The sequence below is a fragment of the Flavobacterium sp. genome (assembly GCF_027533505.1).
In the GTDB taxonomy this organism is placed as follows: Bacteria; Bacteroidota; Bacteroidia; order Flavobacteriales; family Flavobacteriaceae; genus Flavobacterium.
The window spans coordinates 17617-37023 of record NZ_JAPZUB010000069.1 but is presented as its reverse complement, the minus strand read 5'-3'; the positions used below and the strand labels follow the sequence as shown (position 1 = coordinate 37023).

The following is a 19407-nucleotide window of genomic DNA, read 5'->3' as shown; positions in this document are numbered from 1 at the left end:
ATAATTTATAAATTCTCCCGAAAATCCAACGTCCAACGTCCAACGTCCAACGTCTAATGTCCAACGTCCAACGTCTAATGTCCAACGTCCAACGTCTAAAGTCCAACGTCTAACGTCTAATGTCCAACGTCCAACGACTAAAGTCTATAATCTAAATTCTAAACTCAAAACTCTAAACGCATATGTCAGACGATAAGAAAGTTTTATTTTCCATGTCTCGAGTCAACAAAACGTACTCGAGTACAAACAAGCAGGTTTTAAAAGATATTTACCTAAGTTTCTTTTATGGGGCCAAAATTGGGATTCTGGGTCTTAACGGATCGGGAAAATCGACATTGCTAAAAATCATCGCTGGTGTTGAGAAAAACTACCAAGGGGATGTGGTCTTTGCGCCCGGCTATACTGTGGGCTATTTGGAACAAGAGCCCCAATTGGATGAAACGAAAACGGTGATTGAAGTCGTACGTGAAGGAGTGGCTGAAATTGTAGGCGTTTTGGACGAATTCAACAAAATCAACGATATGTTTGGGTTGCCGGAAGTCTATGAAGATGCCGATAAAATGCAAAAACTCATGGACCGTCAAGCCGAATTGCAAGATAAAATCGATGCTGTGGGCGGTTGGGAGTTAGACACCAAATTGGAGATCGCCATGGATGCATTGCGAACGCCCGAAGGGGATACGCCCATCAACGTATTATCGGGTGGTGAAAAACGACGCGTAGCCTTATGCCGTTTGTTGTTGCAACAGCCCGATGTATTGTTGTTAGACGAACCGACCAACCACTTGGATGCTGAGTCGGTATTGTGGTTGGAGCAGCACTTGCAACAGTATGCAGGTACTGTAATCGCCGTAACCCACGACCGTTATTTCTTAGACAATGTGGCCGGTTGGATCTTGGAGCTTGATCGTGGCGAAGGAATTCCATGGAAAGGCAACTATTCGTCATGGTTGGATCAAAAAGGAAAACGCTTGGATCAAGAAGAGAAAGTGGCTTCCAAGCGTCGTAAAACCCTGGAACGCGAGTTGGAATGGGTTCGCCAAGGCGCCAAAGGACGTCAAACCAAACAAAAAGCGCGTTTGCAGAATTACGACAAACTTTTGAATGAAGATCAAAAAGCATTAGAGGAAAAATTGGAGATTTATATCCCCAACGGTCCGCGCTTAGGTACCAATGTGATCAATGCGCATCATGTATCAAAGGCTTTTGGGGATAAAATTCTCTACGAAGATTTGAATTTTACTCTACCTCAAGCTGGAATTGTTGGTATTATCGGTCCCAACGGTGCAGGTAAATCTACTATTTTCCGCATGATTATGGGCGAGGAACAACCCGATGCTGGTGAATTTTCGATTGGGGATACGGTAAAAATTGCCTATGTAGATCAAAACCATTCCAATATCGATCCCAACAAAACGATTTGGGAAAATTTCTGTGATGGACAAGAATTAATCATGATGGGCGGACGTCAAGTGAACTCAAGAGCGTACTTATCCCGCTTCAATTTTGGGGGAAGTGATCAAAATAAAAAAGTAGCCACCCTCTCCGGTGGGGAGCGCAACCGTTTGCATTTGGCCATGACCTTAAAAGAAGAAGGTAATGTCTTGTTGCTGGATGAACCTACCAACGACTTGGATATTAACACGTTACGCGCATTGGAAGAAGGCTTGGAAAACTTTGCAGGTTGTGCTGTGATTATTTCCCACGACCGTTGGTTTCTCGACCGTGTGTGTACGCACATATTGGCTTTTGAAGGCGATTCACAAGTATACTTCTTTGAAGGAGGCTTTTCCGATTACGAGGAAAACCGTCGTAAGCGATTGGGAACCGAAATTACGCCTACGCGAATTAAATATAAAAAGTTAATCAGAAATTAAATATATTTGTTAAAGTCCCAATGATGTTGGGACTTTGTTTTTATTTCTTGAAACTTGAAGCAAATTTGGTACATATCATTTTTAGTATTCTTTGGATGGGCGTACGCGCAACCATCAGAGAAATCTGTGAATGAATTATTGGGCAAGGCAGGGGATGCTTTTTACCAATTGGATGGTGTTGCCTCGCTTGAGTTTTCCAAAAAAGCCCTTGACCAAGCCAAATCCATCAATAATTCCGCATTAGTAGCCCAAGCCTACAATATGATTGGGTTAAATTTTGATGAGTTTTACGATCCGGTTAAAGGACTTAAATGTTACCTGCGCGGATTAAAACACGCCGAAAAATCCAAAAATGATTCGGTTCAAATTTGGTTATGTAACAATATTGGTAATTTTTATTCGTACCGGAAAAATGATTTTAAAAACAGTATTCAATATTACAAACGCGCCTTATATTTTGCAGAAAAAATAAAGGATTCATCCGAAATAATGTATTCGAAGCTCAGTATTGCAGGGGCTTATTTTGGAGCAAACAAATTCCGTCAAGGGGAGACCTACATGCGAAGTATATCCAATTACATTCTTCAAAGGGGTGATATTGAAGCCAAACTACATTACTATTCCATGTACGGTGACTATTATAGTCATATTGGAAATTATGCCAATGCAGAATCGTTTTTTGACCAAGCGGTTCAATTGGGGAAAAAAGAATCGGGCAGTTTACTCGATGCCTACATGATTGACGTGTATAACGATTATTCCAGTCACTTTAAACGAAAAAAAGATTTTAAGAATGCCCTTTTCTATGCCGATTTACACAAGTCGTTAAAAGAAAAAGTGTACAATGAGGAGCGAACCCGTAAAGTAAAATTAGCGGGAAGTCAGTTGGAAATTGAAGAATATCAAAAGCAAATTGATCAGATAGAAGATGAAAAATCACAACAAAGCAAGTATTTAAAAGAGTCCAAGCTTATTGTGCTATTGTTTGTGATTATTCTTTTCATTCTTTTATTGCTCCTTTTCTCGCTGTATCGCAATTCCATTTTTAGAGATAAAACGTATCGCGAGTTACAACAAGCCTACACCGAACTGCAAGAAGCCAAAGAAAAAGCCGAGGAAGCATCGCAATTGAAAACACAATTTGTATCTACAATTAGCCACGAATTACGAACCCCACTTTATGGCGTTGTAGGGATTACCAATATCATTTTGGATGAACACAAAGAGTTGGCCCAAAGTCCGCATTTGAATTCCTTAAAATTTTCCGCGCGGTATTTATTATCCTTAGTCAATGATTTGTTGCAAATCAATAAGATTGAAGAAAATAAGATTGTCTTGGAGAATATGATTTTCAATATTCCCGATGAAATCAATACCATAGTCGATTCGTTGGATTTTATCGCCAAAAAAAACAACAATACCTTAGTTAAAAACATCGATCCAGCCATTCCTGAATTTTTGATTGGTGACAAATTACGGTTGTCGCAAGTATTTATGAATTTGGTCAGTAATGCGTTGAAGTTCACCAAAGACGGTACTGTAACCGTGACTGCACAATTGCAAGAGGTGGTCGAATCCCGGTATTTTATTCATTTTTCTATCGCCGATACAGGGGTAGGTATTGCGCCCGAGGACCAGAAGAAAATATTTGAAAAGTTTGTGCAAATCGAGCGCAAAGAAGGCGATTATCAGGGAACAGGACTTGGACTTTCGATTGTGCAAAAGTTGGTGGAGCTCTTCGGGAGCACCATTCAGTTGGAAAGTGAAATCGGTAAAGGAACCACTTTCTCGTTTACTTTGGCCTTTGATGCCGATGAGAAAAAACGCATCGAAATTATCAACAATATCGATGTCGACCTGTCAACGGTGCAAGTGTATCGTATTTTAGTGGTGGAAGACAACAAAATCAATCAAATCGTTACCAAAAAAATCCTGGAAAGCCACCATTTCAAATGCACTATTTTAGATGATGGTTATGCGGCAATTGATTTGTTGGAAAAAGAACACTTTGACTTGGTACTCATGGATATTAACATGCCCATTATCAATGGTTTTGAAACTACAAAATTAATCCGTAAAAAAGGGATAGAAACTCCAGTTGTTGCATTAACGGCCTTTGACAAACAAGAAATTACAGAACAAGCCCTTTCCAGCGGCATCAATGATATTATTATCAAACCTTTTGAGCCTTCAAAGTTATTTCAAGTGATTAGCACCTTAATTGAACGGTAGTTTATCGCTTTCCTCCCGATTTTTTGCCGCGAAATGAAAACTTCTTCTTGTTTCTAAAATCTTTTTTGGGGGCCGCTGAACTCGGTTTACTTTCATTAGAATTAGTAGTAGCAGCATCTCTCCATGGAAACGCATGGGTTTCGACGACCTTAATTTTTAAACGAATCAATTTCTCGATGGCTTGCCAATACACCCATTCGTCTTTACCACACAATGAAATTGCTTTGCCCTCTTTTCCAGCCCGACCTGTTCGACCAATTCGATGCACATAGGTGTCGGGTATGTTTGGAATATCAAAGTTGATGACAAAAGGTAAATTCTCAATATCGAGACCGCGTGCAGCAATATCGGTAGCGGCGAGGAGTTGAATCTCTTTGTTTTTAAATTGCTCCAAGACCCGTTGTCGTGCCGATTGCGACTTATCTCCATGAATGGCTTCGGCTTTGTAATGTTGCTTTTTTAAAAACTTTACCACATTATCAGCTCCATGTTTGGTTCGCGTGAAAATAAGAATTTGCTCCTCAGGATGCGCTTGAAGGATATCATGGAGTAATTTACGTTTATCCTCTTTCTCCACCTGATAAACGTGTTGGGTAATCTTCTCTGCCGTTGAAGCCACAGGCGTTACGGTCACATATTGGGGTTGGGTCAAAAACTGTTCTGCCAACTCGCGAATCGGCAACGGCATCGTCGCTGAGAAGAGTAGCGTTTGACGATTATCAGGAGTTAATTTGACAATTTTTTTTACGTCGTTGATAAATCCCATATCCAACATTAAGTCGGCTTCGTCCAATACCAAATGATGTAAATGATCCAGATTGACATGGCCTTGTTTATGCAAATCCAATAATCGCCCAGGTGTGGCAATCAATACATCAACCCCGCGTTTGAGTTGGTCAACCTGTGGCACTTGATTTACGCCGCCAAACAAAACCGCTGACACGATGTTGGTATAGCGTCCGTAGGTGGCAAAACTCTCTTGAATTTGTATCGCTAATTCACGCGTAGGGGTAATGATTAACGCACGAATTAGCTTTCGTTTTTTTGCCGAACCCACAATGGGATGAATTTGGTGAATGATGGGAATGGCAAAGGCGGCCGTTTTTCCGGTACCCGTTTGCGCACAGCCGACCAAATCATCGCCCTTTAAAATGACGGGAATGGCTTTCTCTTGAATAGGAGTGGGTTGCGTATAGCCTTCTTCAACGAGGGCCTCTTGAATATTGCGTAATAAGTGAAGGTCTTGAAATGTCATACAAAAAGCTGCATTAGCACAGCATGGTCGCAAAGATAGGGATTAATCCAAACTGTTTTTGGCTTTGATAAAATCCGTAACGAGATAACCGATTAACTTGCCCACCATATGCTTGTTGGTTTCAAAGTCCAACGCCGGTGCCCCTTCACAAATATGCAAGTAAGCGGCTTGTGTATGTTTTCCGAAAAAGTAAACGAATTGGCGAACTTCTTCCACCGAAAAGCCACTGGGTGTCATGGCACTCGTGGGCACCATAGGTAAGGAATCAAGATCAATTTCCACACCATAAGCATCTGATTTGATAAAATCAATGGCAATTTGCATCTCCAAACGAAACTCTTTTTCTCGACGAATATTTAATGCATCGTATGTATTGTAAAGGACCCGTTCTTTAAGCGATTTCAATTTGTCTAAAACATTTTTGGAAGTATAACTTTCATGCAATCCGAAGATGAAGTATTTTTTTAAAAACCCTTCTTCAAAGGCATACGAAAAACCGTTGCCACTATGGCGTCCTTCAAGAATACGAAAATCAGAGTGTGCATCAAGGTTGATGGCATTAATAGGCTTTCCTTTGGCTAGCGCTGTTCCTTTGATGTTGCCATAGGCATTGTTGTGTCCGCCTCCAATTACAATTGGGATTTTCCCATTTTGAACGATAAGACTGATAATATGCGATACTTCCTTGTCAATTTCACTCACCAAGGTATGAAAAGTCTTTCGATCGGCTGTTTCCGAAAATTGTAGCGAATCGGCTTGTTGATTTAAGGCCGAGACATCGAGTGTTCCTAAAATGAGGATTTGCGACCCTTTGCAAAATCGATTGTGCTGAATGTTGGCAATGCTTCGAATTGCACTTTCCCATGCTGTAGCGGCACCTGGGCGACCTGAATTGGCTCGAACACCAATGTCTTCCGGGATCCCAAACAACACAAACTGCGCTTCCATTTTTTTTAAGGCGTCTAGGATAGGTTCGTTTTCGGGAATAACTTGCATGCGCTCCCCAAATTTTACCTCACCACTTCGATGGTTGGTAATTTTAGATAAATCAGCGGCGGTAAATCGAATTAAATGTTCCATACAAAAAGTTAACGCCCAAAAATAATATAATTCCCAAAACCAACGTTATCCTCGTATTAATTATTAAATTTGCCTCACTACTAAATCTTTTGATATGGAAAATCAGAAAAGCAACAATTCGTTAAAAGCGATTATTTTAATTCTGGCCCTCTTATTGTTGGGAAGTTTGTTTTACATTTTCAAACTCACGACAGATACGCAGAATTTGGAAACAAAGGTTACCGCGGTTACCACAGAGAAAGAAAATGTCATTAAAGATCTTCAGGCCCTTAAAGCTACGTATGATGCCGCTATTGCCGAAAACACCTCGATGTCGGATGAGTTAATTGCAGAGCGTGAAAAAGTGGTCCAATTGATGGCGCAGTTGGAAAAAGTTAAAGGGGATGCAAGAGCTTTAGAAAAATACAGAAATCAATACAAAGCATTAGAAGCCAAGATGAAAACTTTAATGGTGGAAGTTGAAACGTTAAAAGGCGAAAACCAAAAGCTGGCCAAAAACTTAGACAGTACGGCAGTCGTTTTACAAGATTCTAAAAATTATAATCAAGTGTTGGTCGGTCAAAACGAGCAATTGTCTAAAACCGTTGAGAAAGCGTCTAAATTATCGGTATTGAATTTAAAAACAGCTGCTTACAAACAGAAAAGCTCAGGAAAACAAATTGAAACTGACAAAGCAAGTCGTGCCGATATTTTGAAAATTAGCTTTACCATTGCCGAAAATGCTGTGGCAAAGTCAGGGGATAAAAATTATTATGTGCAAATTATCGACTCGAAAAGCAATGTTTTAGGAGATAAAGAAACGGTTACTTTTGGGTCACAATCGCTAACGTATAGCTTTATTGCCAAAGTGAAATATGAAAATAAAACGGTAGATGTTAGTCAGGACTTACCGGGGAAAAGTTTTGAAAAAGGAACCTATTTTGTCAATATTTTTGACAAAGGCGAATTGGTTTCAAAATCGAGTTTCACATTACGTTAATACAACTTTTATAGATACGAAAAAGTCCGAATGCAACTTCGGACTTTTTTTATGGTAGTAACACCCCGTTTAAAAACACTTTTGCAATGCGGTTGGAGCCAAAAGCATAGGGTAATTCATGGTAGTGAATATGCGGTTGTGTAAGTAAAAAGTTGGCTTTTTTTCCGCGTGTGATACTGCCATGCGTGGCACTAATACCCATGGCATAGGCGGCATTGATTGTAGCTGCATTAATGGCTTCCTCGGGTGTCATTTTCATTTTAATGCAGGCGGTAGCCACTACGAAATTCATATTGCCACTGGGTGACGTCCCGGGATTAAAATCAGAAGCCAAGGCCAAAGGGAGTCCCGCTTCTAGCATTTGACGGGCTGGGGTGTAGGGGATACTTATAAAGTATGAGCAGGAGGGTAGGGCGACCGGCATGGTTGCAGATCCTTGTAAGGCGGCGATATCGTCATCTGTAATGAGTTCCAAATGATCAACCGACAAGGCATTATGGCGCACGGCAGCCTCAATACCTCCAATGGCTGTAAATTGATTGACATGAATTTTAGGACGCAAACCATACTGATTCCCCAAAGCCATTAAGCGTTCGGTTTCTTCTACCGTAAAATAATCCGTTTCACAAAAAACATCGAGATAATCGGCCAATTTCGCTTCAGCGATTTGCGGTATCATGGTTTCTAACAAGTGTAAATATCCTTCGCGATTTTCTTTATACACTAGAGGAAAGGCATGCGCTCCAAGGAAAGTAGCTTTAATCGTAATGGGATAATTTTCGCGCAAGCGTTGTATTACGCGTAGCATTTTTAATTCCCCTTCGACCGTTAGTCCGTATCCCGATTTGATTTCGACCGCGCCTGTTCCTTGACGGATTATCTCCTCCAAACGAACCGCCGATTCGTGATACAGTTGGTCTTCTTCCATAGCGTTGAGACGGGCGGCTGAGTTTAGAATCCCACCACCGCGTTGTGCAATTTCAGCATACGAAAGTCCGTTAATGCGATCTACAAATTCCTGCACCCGATTGCCGGCGTACACCAAATGGGTATGACTATCAATCCATGAAGGGAGTAGCGTGCCGTGTTGCGCATCGATGATCATGGCATCTTCCAGGGCTGGACAATCCCTCATCAATCCAAAATCGGAGATAATATCATTTTCTATAAGCAAAAAAGCCTCCTCCAAATAGGGTAAATCGGCCATAGCAGCCCCTGATACTTTATCCATTCCGGGTTCTCTAACTTGGAGCAGTGTTTTTATATGAATAATTAACGTTCGCATGAGGATATTTTTGGTAAAAATACTTTTAAAAACGATTTATTTCTAACTTTAGTCCAAATTCCTTCAGGTGCGAAAGATTAGTTATAAAAAAGGGCGCAAAGTACAGCCCACCTTGCTAGAATATACAGGTTGCCACAAATCGGTAAAAACAGAATTGCAACTATTTGTATACGATTCAGACACGATAACCGAGTTTGAAAAGTTTCATGTAGACGCATTCGAAACTTCGTTTGTTCCCCAAAAAGTAAATTGGCTGAATGTACACGGATTGAATGATATATCGATTATTCAACGAATTGGCGATTTTTTGCATGTGGATGCCTTCATGTTATCGGATATTTTAAATACTACCAAAAGAACCAAATTGGATGAATACCATGACGTTCTTTTTTTTAATATCAAATCGCTTCTCCCCATTGAACATTCAGATAATATTCAAGTGGAACAGATTAGTTTTTTATTAAAAAAGGATTGTTTGGCTTCTTTTCAAGAAAAACGAAGCGATTTCTTCAGTCATATTCGGGAACGATTGCGTATGCATTCGGGTATTGTGCGTGAAAAAGGGGCCGATTATTTGCTGTACTTGATGTTGGACGCTGTGATGGAAAATTTTTACATTACCATTGAGAATGAAGAAGATAAGGTAGAACAATTGATTAATTTATCGAAGTCGCATTCCCGACCCATTGTCTTGGAGCAAATTGAAAAACATCGCGATAATTTTAATTTTTTAAAGCGTTCTATTGTTCCGTTACGCGATTCGTTGTATTCAATAAAAACCATTAAAGACGATGATGTTTTCAATGCCATTGCCCATGAAAATTTTAGTTTTTTTGATCGTTTGTATCAAAAGGCACAAGAATTATTGGAACAAATCGATTATGATATGACGACATTGGACAGTGCTTCCAATTTTTATTTTGCCTCTCAAAGCAACAAAATGAATGAGGTAATGAAAACATTAACGGTGGTCTCTGTCTTTTTCATGCCGCTAACGTTTATTGTAGGCATCTACGGGATGAATTTTGATCACATGCCCGAATTGCATTGGAAGTACGGGTATTTCATTATTCTTGGAGTGATGTTTGTGTTGCTTTTGGGGATGATTATTTATTTCAAAAAGCGTAAATGGTTCTAATGTTCATAACCTCGTGAATAAAATCCCTACAACTATTGGTCATTTGAATATTAAGGCGTAATTTTGGAGGGAATTCACAAATTATTCCGGAAAACAATGTTTGAATTTCAACAGTACCTCGGTTTTCTTCTTTTCCTAACGATTCTCACAGCCGGTTTCTGGTTGATGATTTTCTTAATACACTTCGTATTTTACTGGGTGTTTGGAGTAACAAAAGAGTTGCTTCAAGAGCGAAAAGAGAAAAAAGCTTTAGAACAAGCGTAATCGTTTTGTTTTAAAAAAAAAGTCCCGATGATTCGGGACTTTTTTTGTGCGCTTATCCGGCATATTCACCACCGTCACCGTCTTCACCACCGCGTCGGGGACGATTATTTTCCCGTTCGTTTTTGGTTTTATTAAAACGATAGGTGAATGACAATGTTATTTGACGCACGCGCCATTGCATTGCTCCATCGGTTTCTACTTGACCATCAATGAAGTTTTCGTAGCGGCGCACGCGTGAGTTAAACACGTCATTAATATTTAAGGCAACTGTCGCTTTTTCTTTAAGTACATCTTTGCTAAAACCTAAATTCATAGCAAAGATTCCTTTATTTAACCCTTGCGCCGTAGTTTGAGGGCCATTATAGTTGATATTTGTTTGCCAATCTACTTTTCCTGGTAAGGTTAGTTTTGAATTGACCCGTGCCGACCATGTATTGGCAACGTTAGCAAAATCAATGACCCGTTCAATATTCGTGGACGTTAGGTAACGATACACCCCAACGGTTTCCAAACGGAAAAAGTTAAAGTTGGTATTCACTCGCCACCATTTGTAAGGGGTATAATTAAAGTTGAATTCAAACCCAGCGCGGTATTCCGTAGATAAATTAACAGGAGTAGTTACAATAACAGGGGTTGTCCCTACAAATTCTCCACTTTCGCGTCGTACATACTGTACATTGTCAACCGTTCTGTTGAAATATACCGAGGTGTTGAAGGTTAATTTGCTCCAACGTTTTAAAAATCCTAAATCATACGCATCAGTGCGAGAAGGGTCTAAATCAGGATTTCCTTGAAACAGGTTGATGTTACTGGAATAGCTGCTAAAAGGATTGATTTCACGTCCCCTCGGACGGTTAATCCGTTTACTGTAGTTCACGGAAATATTGGTGCTGTTATTAAATTCGTAAGCAATTGTTCCAGAAGGGAAAAAGTTACCGTACACTTTATTTGCATAAATATTAGAGGTTACTTGGTCGACTACTATGTCAGAATGCTCATAGCGTAAACCGGCCAAAAATGAAAAATTCTTCCATTTGGTACCCAACTGCGTGTATACAGCATTTACATTTTCAATATAATTTAGAAAATTGGTAAAGAATGTATTCAATACTCCATCATTCAATACCGTATAGTCGGTGGCTAAATCCAAAAAGTTTCCACGGTATCCCGCTTCAAACTGACTTTCTTTATTTTTCCCAAAAGGCAATACATAGTCGGCCTGCAACAACAAACGGTCTTGACGTTGGATATTGAACGATTGATCCAAAAAGACATTGGGATTGATGGTAGAGAAATTCTTGATGTCAGCCGTATTGTCGTCTTTATTTTTTGAAATCGAAAAATCAACGGTCAATTTATGACCATCGCCTTTGAAATTACGAATCAAGTTGGAAGCAAACTCGATATTTTCACTCCGCGTATCTTCAAAATTATCTCGAAATAGTGTTCCTGTAAACACGCGATTGGCATCATAGGTTACTTGATCTACATCATCTTCAGTAGTTCCTGTATTTCGGCGATAATTCACACTATTGGTCCACGTGGTTTGTTTGTCCAAAAACCAGTCAAATCCAAAATTACCGTTGTATCCTTTACTAAATCGATCGGTGTCACGCGTTTCGTCGATGAAGTCTCTCGTATCATTAGTAGCTGTCAAATAACGGCTGTCCATGCGGAACTTTCCGGGATTGTTGCGGTAATTGTAGCCTTGATTCGTAAAAAAGTTAAACTCTTTGGATTTGAAATTTAGTGCTGCGGTTAAACCATGGTTATCAGGAACTCCTGTAGTCGCCATAAGCGTACCGTTAATGCCGTTGGTTTTTCCTTTTTTAAGGATAATATTCAAAATACCGCCCCCCCCTTCGGCATCATAGCGTGCAGAAGGATTGGTAATGACTTCTACTTTGTCGATAGCATCGGCGGGAATCATGCGTAAAGCGTCGGTCATACTGATGGCATTGGAGGGACGACCATCGATGAGAATACGCACGTTTTCATTTCCACGGAGACTTACATTTCCTTCGGCATCGACTGCCACAGAGGGAATATTGTCCAAGACATCACTCACCGTTCCGCCCTTTACCATAAGGTCTTGCCCTACATTGTAGACTTTTTTGTCCAATTTAATTTCTACGGTTGTTTTTTCTTTACGAACGACCACTTCGTCCAATTGGGTAGCGGCATCTTCCAAGGCAATGGTTCCCAAATCCGTATCCGTTTGAAGGGTTTTGTTGGGCAACACTTTGGGTTTGAACGATAGAAATTCAATGTTCACGGAATACGTGCCTTGAGGAACTTCAATAGCGAAAGCTCCTTTGGCATCGGTTAAACCTCCCGTTACCACTTTGTTGGTTTGGGTACTAACAAAGCGAACTTCGGTATACTCTAAGGGTTGTTTGGTTGTTTGGGCCACTATGGTCCCTGTTACTTTAACTTTTTTGCCTCCCCCGGGACGTGCTTGAGCGTTAGCGTATAATCCGGCAATGAGTGCAAAAGTAGTAAGTAGAACTTTTGCTAATTTCATGTATGTAATTTTTTGCTTTCCTGTTGGGTGCAAAATTAGAAGAACTTGAGGGCATGGTTGCCAAAGTTTTGTTAATCTTAGGCTTCAGCAATCATTAAAATAATTCAACAATTCGTTCCAACGGACGCGCAATTACAGCCTTATTGCCTTTGACAACTACGGGGCGTTCCATCAAGATAGGATGTTGCACCAAGGCGTTAATTATTTCGTTTTCAGCAAGTGCTTTCCCTTTATAGTTGGCAATCCATAGCGGCTCTTTGGTTCGTACTAATTGCATTGCGGTACAATTTAATTGTTGCAGTAACGTGGTAATGCCCTCACGGTCTAAAGGCGATTGCAGGTAGAGAACTATCTTGATTTCTTCGTTTATTGCTTCAAAATGGCGCACACAATCGCGCGACTTGCCACAACGAGGATTGTGATAAATTGTGATCATTGTCATGTTTTTTATATGGCTAAAATAACTAAATTGCTACAATAAAATAAAGTTGTATGACACCACTTTTTGGGTTAGAGCGACCGCTGAATTTCGGTTGGTATCTGTTGGGTTCTGTTATCGTTATTGTAGCTTCAGTGATTGGACAAATTCCTTTCACAGTAGCTATTGCATTTAAGACTATGGCTTCTGGCAAAGGGTTGCCCAAAACGATGAAAGAAATGTTGCAAGTAATGGACCTTAACCTGTCCTTGTTTTTATTGCTGCTCACTTTTGTGGTTGCTTTTGCTGGTTTTTATGTAGTGATTCGTTTTATGCATAAGCAAACCTTGCGAAGTATCGCTACCTCACGAATGCAATTGGATTGGAAGCGGGTGATTGCAGCATTTTCTTTGTGGGCAATTCTCACTTTGATAATCACCATTATTTCCTACAAAGCCTCCGATACAACTTTAGTGTGGAATTTTCAACCCGAGCGGTTTTTGATTTTAGCCCTTATCGCCGTGGCGTTGATTCCCTTGCAAACCTCCCTGGAAGAATTTTTATTTCGAGGGTATCTTATGCAAGGATTTGCGCAGTTGCATCCGCATCGATGGTTTCCCTTGTTTTGGACCTCACTCATCTTTGGACTTTTACATATTACCAATCCTGAGGTAGAGGCATTGGGATATGTTGTACTCTTTTATTATGTAGGCACAGGATTATTTCTCGGCATCATTACCTTAATGGACGAAGGTATGGAATTGGCGCTCGGATTTCATGCGGCCAATAATCTTATGGCAGCGTTATTAATTACTTCTGATAGTTCAATTTTTCAAACGTATGCCATTTTTAAAGACACCGAAAAACCACAACTCAGTTTGGAGCTTTTTTTACCTTTATTGGTATTGTATCCGTTGTTGATTTTTATATTTTCAAAACTATACCGTTGGACCGACTGGAAACAGCGCTTAGCAGGTCCAATATTAATTCCAGACCCAACAAATACCAAAACGTTATGACACCTCATTTTACCAACGTCCACAATCAGTTTAAGTTAAATGGTTTTCATTTAGACCGTGATGATTTATGCCGGGTAGCCTATAGTTTCATTAAAGAAGGGGAAGATTTTGAAAAGCCTGTAGGCGAATTTCTATTGGATTGGTTTGATGAAAAACCGTATATCGAAATGCAAACTTCCGGTTCAACAGGTTTGCCCAAAATCATTCAGGTTGACAAACAAGCCATGGTACACTCAGCTTTGGCGACAGGAGATTTTTTTGACTTAAAACCCGGTGATCGTGCTTTGCAATGCTTACCCGTAAAATATGTCGCGGGTAAAATGATGCTTATTCGTTCTATTGTTTTAGGATTGGATTTGGATTATGTGGCACCAACTTCACACCCCATGGAACGCTTGGAGGACAAGTACGATTTTGCGGCCATGGTTCCTTTACAGGCCCAATGCTCGATTCCAAAATTGACACAGATTAAGAAGTTAATTGTTGGAGGTGCCCGAATAAATGCTGTATTAGAACAACAATTGATGCAGTTGCCTACTCAGGTATTTGAAACCTATGGCATGACAGAAACGATTACTCATATTGCTGCCAAGCGCGTAGGAGAGAAGGCTTTTACTGTTTTACCGCATGTTACTATTTCGTATGATGAAAGAAATTGTCTGGTCATCCACGCGCCGCACATCATCGCCGAAGAAACGGTTGTGACCAATGATTTGGTAGAATTAGTCAATGAAAACCAATTTGTTTTTTTGGGGCGAATTGACAATGTAATTAATAGTGGTGGGGTGAAAATTCTACCCGAGCAAGTAGAGCATAAGTTGGATGGGAAGCTCGACCGACGCTTTTTTATTTCAAGCGAAGAAGACACCGAATTGGGAGATAAAGTAGTTCTCATTGTGGAAGGCGAACCCTTTGAAATTTCGCCCAAAATTTTTGACCGCTTGGATAAATACGAACGTCCTAAAACAATCCATTTTATCCCTCATTTTGCCGAAACGGAAAACGGAAAAATTATTCGTAAAGCGAGTTTGTTAAAGTAACGGATTACTGAGCCTCGTTTTTTTCAAGATTGAGTTTGACAAAAAACTTTTGGTGATCCACTGTTACAATGGCATTTTTCTTCATTTTTACTTTCGTTCGTGTCCAATCCGATTGGGGTTTGATTTGAAAGGGAGTGCCATTGACATTCAGCGTTATAGGCATAGCAAATGAAGTGGCATCGGCTTCCCATCGTGCTTCCAATCGCTTACCGCGCGAACGCACATGCAAAATGGGCAGCCGCGTATGACGCAAATATTGATTGAAAACAGGGGTCCAATCCATCCCTGAGGCTTCGTTAAAAAAGTGTACAACCGTTTCGGTATCGATAATTTTGTGCTTAAACCTGTGGCAATATTCCCAAATCAGTTTCCACCAAAGGGTATCGTTGTTGAGGGCATGTCGAAGGGTATGAAGTAATAATGCGCCTTTAGGATACATATCACCCGAACCCTCTTGATTGACACCATAAGGCCCTATAATTGGGCGGTCGTGGGCTACATTGCGACGTAATCCAAAGGCATACTTCAACATCTTAAGGTACCCTAACTGACATTCAATAAACACGAGTTCACTATATTGGGTGAACCCTTCATGGATCCACATATCAGCGATATCGCGCGAGGTAATGCTATTTCCAAACCATTCATGACCACTTTCGTGAATGGTGATGTAATCAAAGGTAAGTCCGACACCACTACCCGATAAATCCATCCCGCGATATCCTTTAAGGAAATTATTTCCATAGGCTACCGCACTTTGGTGTTCCATACCCAAATAAGGAGTTTCTACCAATTTATACCCATCCTCTTTAAAAGGATAGGGACCAAATTTGGACTGAAAGCAGGTCAGCATGGGTTTGACTTCTTCAAAGTGTTTCATGGCTTTTTCGCGGTTGTAATCCAAGACATAATAGTCAATATCCAAGTCTTCCAAACGGTCTGTAATTCGGGTGTAGTGTCCAATATTTAGGGTCACATTATAGGTGTTGATAGGATTCAATACTTCCCAATCCCATCGGGTATACCCATCATTCAGTGGAGTCGAACCTTTTAATCGGCCATTGGAGACATTTATCAGTTCGTTGGGGACGGCAACCTTGAGCAATACGCCTTGCTCAGGTTCGTCGCTTTGTCCGTCTTTAACGGGATACCAAACCGAAGCGCCTGTACCTTGCACCGCGACACCAATCCAAGGACGATTTAATTTGTCTTTCGAAAAAACAAAACCGCCATCCCAAGGCGCTTGACGTGCAATAATTGGGTGTCCCGAGTAATAAAATGTTAGTAGTTCGGTTGCTCCTGAGGGTAATATTTCGGGAAAATCAATAAAAACAGCATTGAATTCGCGGGTATACGATAGTTTTTTTGTTTGCCAAAGGATAGAATCCACTTGCATGTTGGCAAACAAGTCCAACTGAATACGCTTGGTAGCTTCTGTCACCTCAAATCGAATGGCATTGTGGCCTGAAATGAATTTTTTCTCTGGATTTACACGTATATCAATTTCATAGCGTTTCACATCAAAACAAAGACGCTCTTTAGGAAATCCGCCCATGAGGGAGTCTTTTCGGGTGAAGGGCTGGGCTACCAATGAAAAGCTAAACATTAAACTAAAATATATTGCATAGGGATTCATCATCTTAGTCAAAATTAAATATTAAAAAAATCTGGTTCTGATTTCACTGTTATACCACACTTGTGTATGGGATGCCAAAAGCTTATTTCAAATGCGTGTAAAAATAATCGATCTGCTTTCGTTCCATACAAATCATCCCCTTTAATAGGGCAATTAAGTCCCCCAGGATGAGCGGCATGCACTCGTAATTGATGCGTTCTTCCGGTGACGGGTTGCAATTCAACGACAACATTTTTTTCGTCTTTTTGCAAAATCTTCCAATATGTTGTAGCGGGTTTTCCATAGGTTTCACAGACGATTTGATAGGGGCGGTTGTCCAAATCAACCCGCAAGGGTAAATCGATAGTACCTTCACTATTTTGGGGGACACCCTCTAAAACAGCGATATACTTCTTTTCTATTTTTCTAGAAATGAATTGATATTGCAATTTTTTGTGAATTTCTTGCGTCTTGGCGATTAAAAGTAAGCCCGAGGTAGCTTGGTCCAAACGATGCACCAACAATGGACCGGTTGCTTCGGGATATTTCGCTTTTATTCGGGTATAAACCGAATCGGAAATGTTTTTCCCCGGTGTTGATAACAACGATTCGGGTTTGTTGATTACCATAAGATAGGCATCTTCGTAAATTATTTCTAAAGTTTTTGTTTGCCCTTCATTTACTAAAAACGGATTGTCTTCGAGTGGAATTCCCTCGAGCATGTGAGACAGTATCGGAGCGCATTTGCCGGTGCAAGCGGGATAAAACTGTTGGTGCTTTCTGATTTCTGACTTAGGGGATTGTCCCCACCAAAATTCAGCCATAGCCAAAGGGGTTAGCTGCTGTTGAAAGGCATAATGCAGCAGTTTTGGGGCTGCACATTCGCCCGCTCCCGCTGGGGGATTTCCTTCAAACAAGTCCAATAAATTCTTGGTAACGCCATAGCGATTGAGAAACGCATATTCTGAAAACAATTGATTTTGCAATTGGGCCGAGCGTTGCCGACGTTCCTCTTTTAGCGCTTCAATTTCTTGTTCCCATCGATGAAAAGTTGCCTGTGCAGTCGCTATTTTTGCTTTCCATTCGAGTTGCAAATGGCGTAAACGAATGTTTTCTAATTGACTTTCCTGTATCAATTGCTGTACTACTTCTTCCGATAGCGTAGGATTGTTTGTTCGAAAATCAGCTCTTCGTTGCTTATTCTGTTTTTGCATTTTTTTATAGTCCGCTATTGCTTTGGAGGCTTGGTTGATTAATAACGAGGCATTTGCTTGGGCTTCCAACCCTTCGGGCGAAGTTTCTTTTTGAGCAATCTTCTCGTTCAAGGCATTCAAAACGAGCTCTTCCTTTTTAAAATATCCTTTTTCCGTAAGCATATCATAAACGGTGGGCACAAATTTGGGCCAATGGTTTTGATCGGCCAATTTCCCAGAAAAAGCCCATAATTGTCCGAGGTCGCCTGAGGAAGTTTGTACCACTAAAACGCCAAACATTTTCCCAATAACAGCGCCACTTTTATTTTCATTTAATCCAAAATTGTGGTCGAAATCCGTTTGATGCGTCAAATAAGCTTGTAGTTCTTTGGCTGCGATACGACTCAAAGCATGAGGTTCATAGAAAAAAGGAAACGTAAATTTTTCAGGCAATGCAATACCTTCTACAGGAGTGGAGAAAGGAATAAAATGTGTTGGCCGATCCATGGGCTAAAACTAGTCATTCCGTAGGAAATGAAAGCATTTGTGCTAGAAAAAATTAAGATTTTTTTAATAAAATTTTGGCATTTTGTTGGGAGCATGCTGAAAGTAATACTTTTAATTTTGAAATAAAAACTTTTGACTATGAAAAAAATACTTTTACTTTCAGGCCTTGCGATACTTTCGGTTAGTTGTGCCGTTGTTCGTCCCGGAGAGGTCGGCATTCGTCAGAAAATGGGAAGATTATCGGACAAGATTCACACCCAAGGCGCAGTGTTTTTCAATCCATTTACCTCCAAAGTGGTAAAGACTTCCATTCAAACCAACGATTTAGAATTGACCTTGAGTTTGCCTAGTAAAGAAGGGCTTAGTATCAGTTCACAAATTTCGATTTTATACCGATTGGATCAAGACAAGGTGCCCAATATTATTCGCAATTTAGGTTTAGGCTATGAAGGAATTATTTCCAATGTTTTTCGTTCTGCTTCAGCCGATGTGTGTGCGCGTTTTTATGCCAAAGACATGCACTCGGGGATGCGCTCCAATATTGAAGAGGAAATTCGGAAACAAATGGATACCATTCTTGGGCCACAAGGGATTCGTATTGAATCGGTGTTGTTAAAAAGTATTCAGCTCCCTGATGGTTTAGCCAAATCGATTGAACGAAAATTGCAAGCTGAGCAAGAGGCCATGCGTATGGAGTTTGTATTGCAGCAAGAAAAATTGGAGGCTGATCGCGTAATTATCCAAGCCAAAGGAACCCGCGATGCACAGAAAATTTTAGCCGAAGGTTTGTCGCAAGAAATCATAAAATTGCGTAGTATCGAAGCATTCTTGGAATTGGCAAAATCCAACAACAGTAAAATCATCATCACCGACGGCAAGGCACCGTTTTTGGTAGGTGGTGAGGAAAAACCATAATTTTGTTAGGTTTCTATATAGATGAAAATGCCCCGTAGTTTTTGTTCTCGGGGCATTTTTTTATCT

At 40.4% G+C, this 19407-nt stretch carries 14 protein-coding genes; 7 read left to right on the top strand and 7 right to left on the bottom strand.

From position 1 onward, the window contains the following. Positions 1-182: 182 nt before the first annotated feature. Entirely contained in the window at positions 183-1877 is a 1695-nt protein-coding gene (gene ettA, locus O9316_RS12735; protein WP_298204526.1) for an energy-dependent translational throttle protein EttA, read from the top strand. Between the two features lie 126 nt (positions 1878-2003). Beyond that, positions 2004-4109, top strand: coding sequence for an ATP-binding protein (locus O9316_RS12730; protein WP_298204525.1), 2106 nt, complete (start codon positions 2004-2006; stop codon positions 4107-4109). Position 4110: 1 nt separating this feature from the next. On the opposite strand, the gene O9316_RS12725 is transcribed toward O9316_RS12730, so the two are convergent. Further along, entirely contained in the window at positions 4111-5364 is a 1254-nt protein-coding gene (locus O9316_RS12725) for a DEAD/DEAH box helicase (RefSeq protein ID WP_298204524.1), read from the bottom strand. A 42-nt stretch (positions 5365-5406) separates the two neighbouring features. Continuing rightward, a complete protein-coding gene (locus O9316_RS12720) occupies positions 5407-6444 on the bottom strand; it encodes a formimidoylglutamase (protein WP_298204523.1) in 1038 nt (345 codons plus the stop codon). A 94-nt stretch (positions 6445-6538) separates the two neighbouring features. Between O9316_RS12720 and O9316_RS12715 the strand changes: the two genes are divergently transcribed. Further along, positions 6539-7423, top strand: a complete 885-nt coding sequence (locus O9316_RS12715) for a hypothetical protein (RefSeq protein WP_298204522.1) — start codon at positions 6539-6541, stop codon at positions 7421-7423. Positions 7424-7472: 49 nt separating this feature from the next. Here O9316_RS12715 and hutI read toward each other — a convergent pair whose 3' ends face one another. After that, on the bottom strand, positions 7473-8708 hold the full coding sequence (hutI, locus tag O9316_RS12710) for an imidazolonepropionase (RefSeq protein ID WP_298204521.1): 1236 nt from the start codon (positions 8706-8708) through the stop codon (positions 7473-7475). Positions 8709-8775: 67 nt separating this feature from the next. Between hutI and corA the strand changes: the two genes are divergently transcribed. Next, a complete protein-coding gene (gene corA / locus O9316_RS12705) occupies positions 8776-9846 on the top strand; it encodes a magnesium/cobalt transporter CorA (RefSeq protein WP_298204520.1) in 1071 nt (356 codons plus the stop codon). 316 nt (positions 9847-10162) lie between these two features. On the opposite strand, the gene O9316_RS12700 is transcribed toward corA, so the two are convergent. Both O9316_RS12700 and O9316_RS12695 read right to left on the bottom strand, forming a co-directional pair. After that, positions 10163-12634 carry a TonB-dependent receptor gene (locus tag O9316_RS12700; RefSeq protein ID WP_298204519.1) on the bottom strand — a complete coding sequence of 824 codons (2472 nt, stop codon included), beginning with the start codon at positions 12632-12634 and terminating at the stop codon, positions 10163-10165. A gap of 94 nt (positions 12635-12728) precedes the next feature. Continuing rightward, positions 12729-13070: an arsenate reductase family protein gene (locus O9316_RS12695; RefSeq protein ID WP_298204518.1), complete on the bottom strand. Its 342-nt coding sequence runs from the start codon at positions 13068-13070 to the stop codon at positions 12729-12731. A 56-nt stretch (positions 13071-13126) separates the two neighbouring features. On the opposite strand from O9316_RS12695, the gene O9316_RS12690 reads away from it, so the two are divergent. Beyond that, complete coding sequence (locus O9316_RS12690; RefSeq protein WP_298204517.1) at positions 13127-14071, top strand: CPBP family intramembrane glutamic endopeptidase; 945 nt, start codon at positions 13127-13129, stop codon at positions 14069-14071. Beyond that, positions 14068-15111 (top strand): AMP-binding protein, encoded by a 1044-nt coding sequence (locus tag O9316_RS12685; protein WP_298204516.1) that lies wholly within the window; start codon positions 14068-14070, stop codon positions 15109-15111. Before O9316_RS12690 ends, O9316_RS12685 begins: the two co-directional genes overlap by 4 nt. Before the next feature lie 4 nt (positions 15112-15115). Here O9316_RS12685 and O9316_RS12680 read toward each other — a convergent pair whose 3' ends face one another. Then, positions 15116-16750, bottom strand: coding sequence for a M1 family metallopeptidase (locus O9316_RS12680; RefSeq protein ID WP_298347293.1), 1635 nt, complete (start codon positions 16748-16750; stop codon positions 15116-15118). A gap of 11 nt (positions 16751-16761) precedes the next feature. Next, positions 16762-18426 (bottom strand): RluA family pseudouridine synthase, encoded by a 1665-nt coding sequence (locus O9316_RS12675; RefSeq protein WP_298204514.1) that lies wholly within the window; start codon positions 18424-18426, stop codon positions 16762-16764. 138 nt (positions 18427-18564) lie between these two features. On the opposite strand from O9316_RS12675, the gene O9316_RS12670 reads away from it, so the two are divergent. After that, complete coding sequence (locus tag O9316_RS12670; protein WP_298204513.1) at positions 18565-19341, top strand: prohibitin family protein; 777 nt, start codon at positions 18565-18567, stop codon at positions 19339-19341. Positions 19342-19407: the final 66 nt, after the last annotated feature.

Coding starts and splice junctions, on each gene's coding strand:
- hutI (WP_298204521.1), bottom strand. CDS start 8,708: ATGCGAACGTTAATTATTCATATAAAAACACTGCTCCAAGTTAGAGAA.
- O9316_RS12680 (WP_298347293.1), bottom strand. CDS start 16,750: ATGATGAATCCCTATGCAATATATTTTAGTTTAATGTTTAGCTTTTCA.
- O9316_RS12715 (WP_298204522.1), top strand. CDS start 6,539: ATGGAAAATCAGAAAAGCAACAATTCGTTAAAAGCGATTATTTTAATT.
- ettA (WP_298204526.1), top strand. CDS start 183: ATGTCAGACGATAAGAAAGTTTTATTTTCCATGTCTCGAGTCAACAAA.
- O9316_RS12685 (WP_298204516.1), top strand. CDS start 14,068: ATGACACCTCATTTTACCAACGTCCACAATCAGTTTAAGTTAAATGGT.
- O9316_RS12720 (WP_298204523.1), bottom strand. CDS start 6,444: ATGGAACATTTAATTCGATTTACCGCCGCTGATTTATCTAAAATTACC.
- O9316_RS12695 (WP_298204518.1), bottom strand. CDS start 13,070: ATGATCACAATTTATCACAATCCTCGTTGTGGCAAGTCGCGCGATTGT.
- O9316_RS12725 (WP_298204524.1), bottom strand. CDS start 5,364: ATGACATTTCAAGACCTTCACTTATTACGCAATATTCAAGAGGCCCTC.
- O9316_RS12670 (WP_298204513.1), top strand. CDS start 18,565: ATGAAAAAAATACTTTTACTTTCAGGCCTTGCGATACTTTCGGTTAGT.
- O9316_RS12700 (WP_298204519.1), bottom strand. CDS start 12,634: ATGAAATTAGCAAAAGTTCTACTTACTACTTTTGCACTCATTGCCGGA.
- O9316_RS12675 (WP_298204514.1), bottom strand. CDS start 18,426: ATGGATCGGCCAACACATTTTATTCCTTTCTCCACTCCTGTAGAAGGT.
- O9316_RS12690 (WP_298204517.1), top strand. CDS start 13,127: ATGACACCACTTTTTGGGTTAGAGCGACCGCTGAATTTCGGTTGGTAT.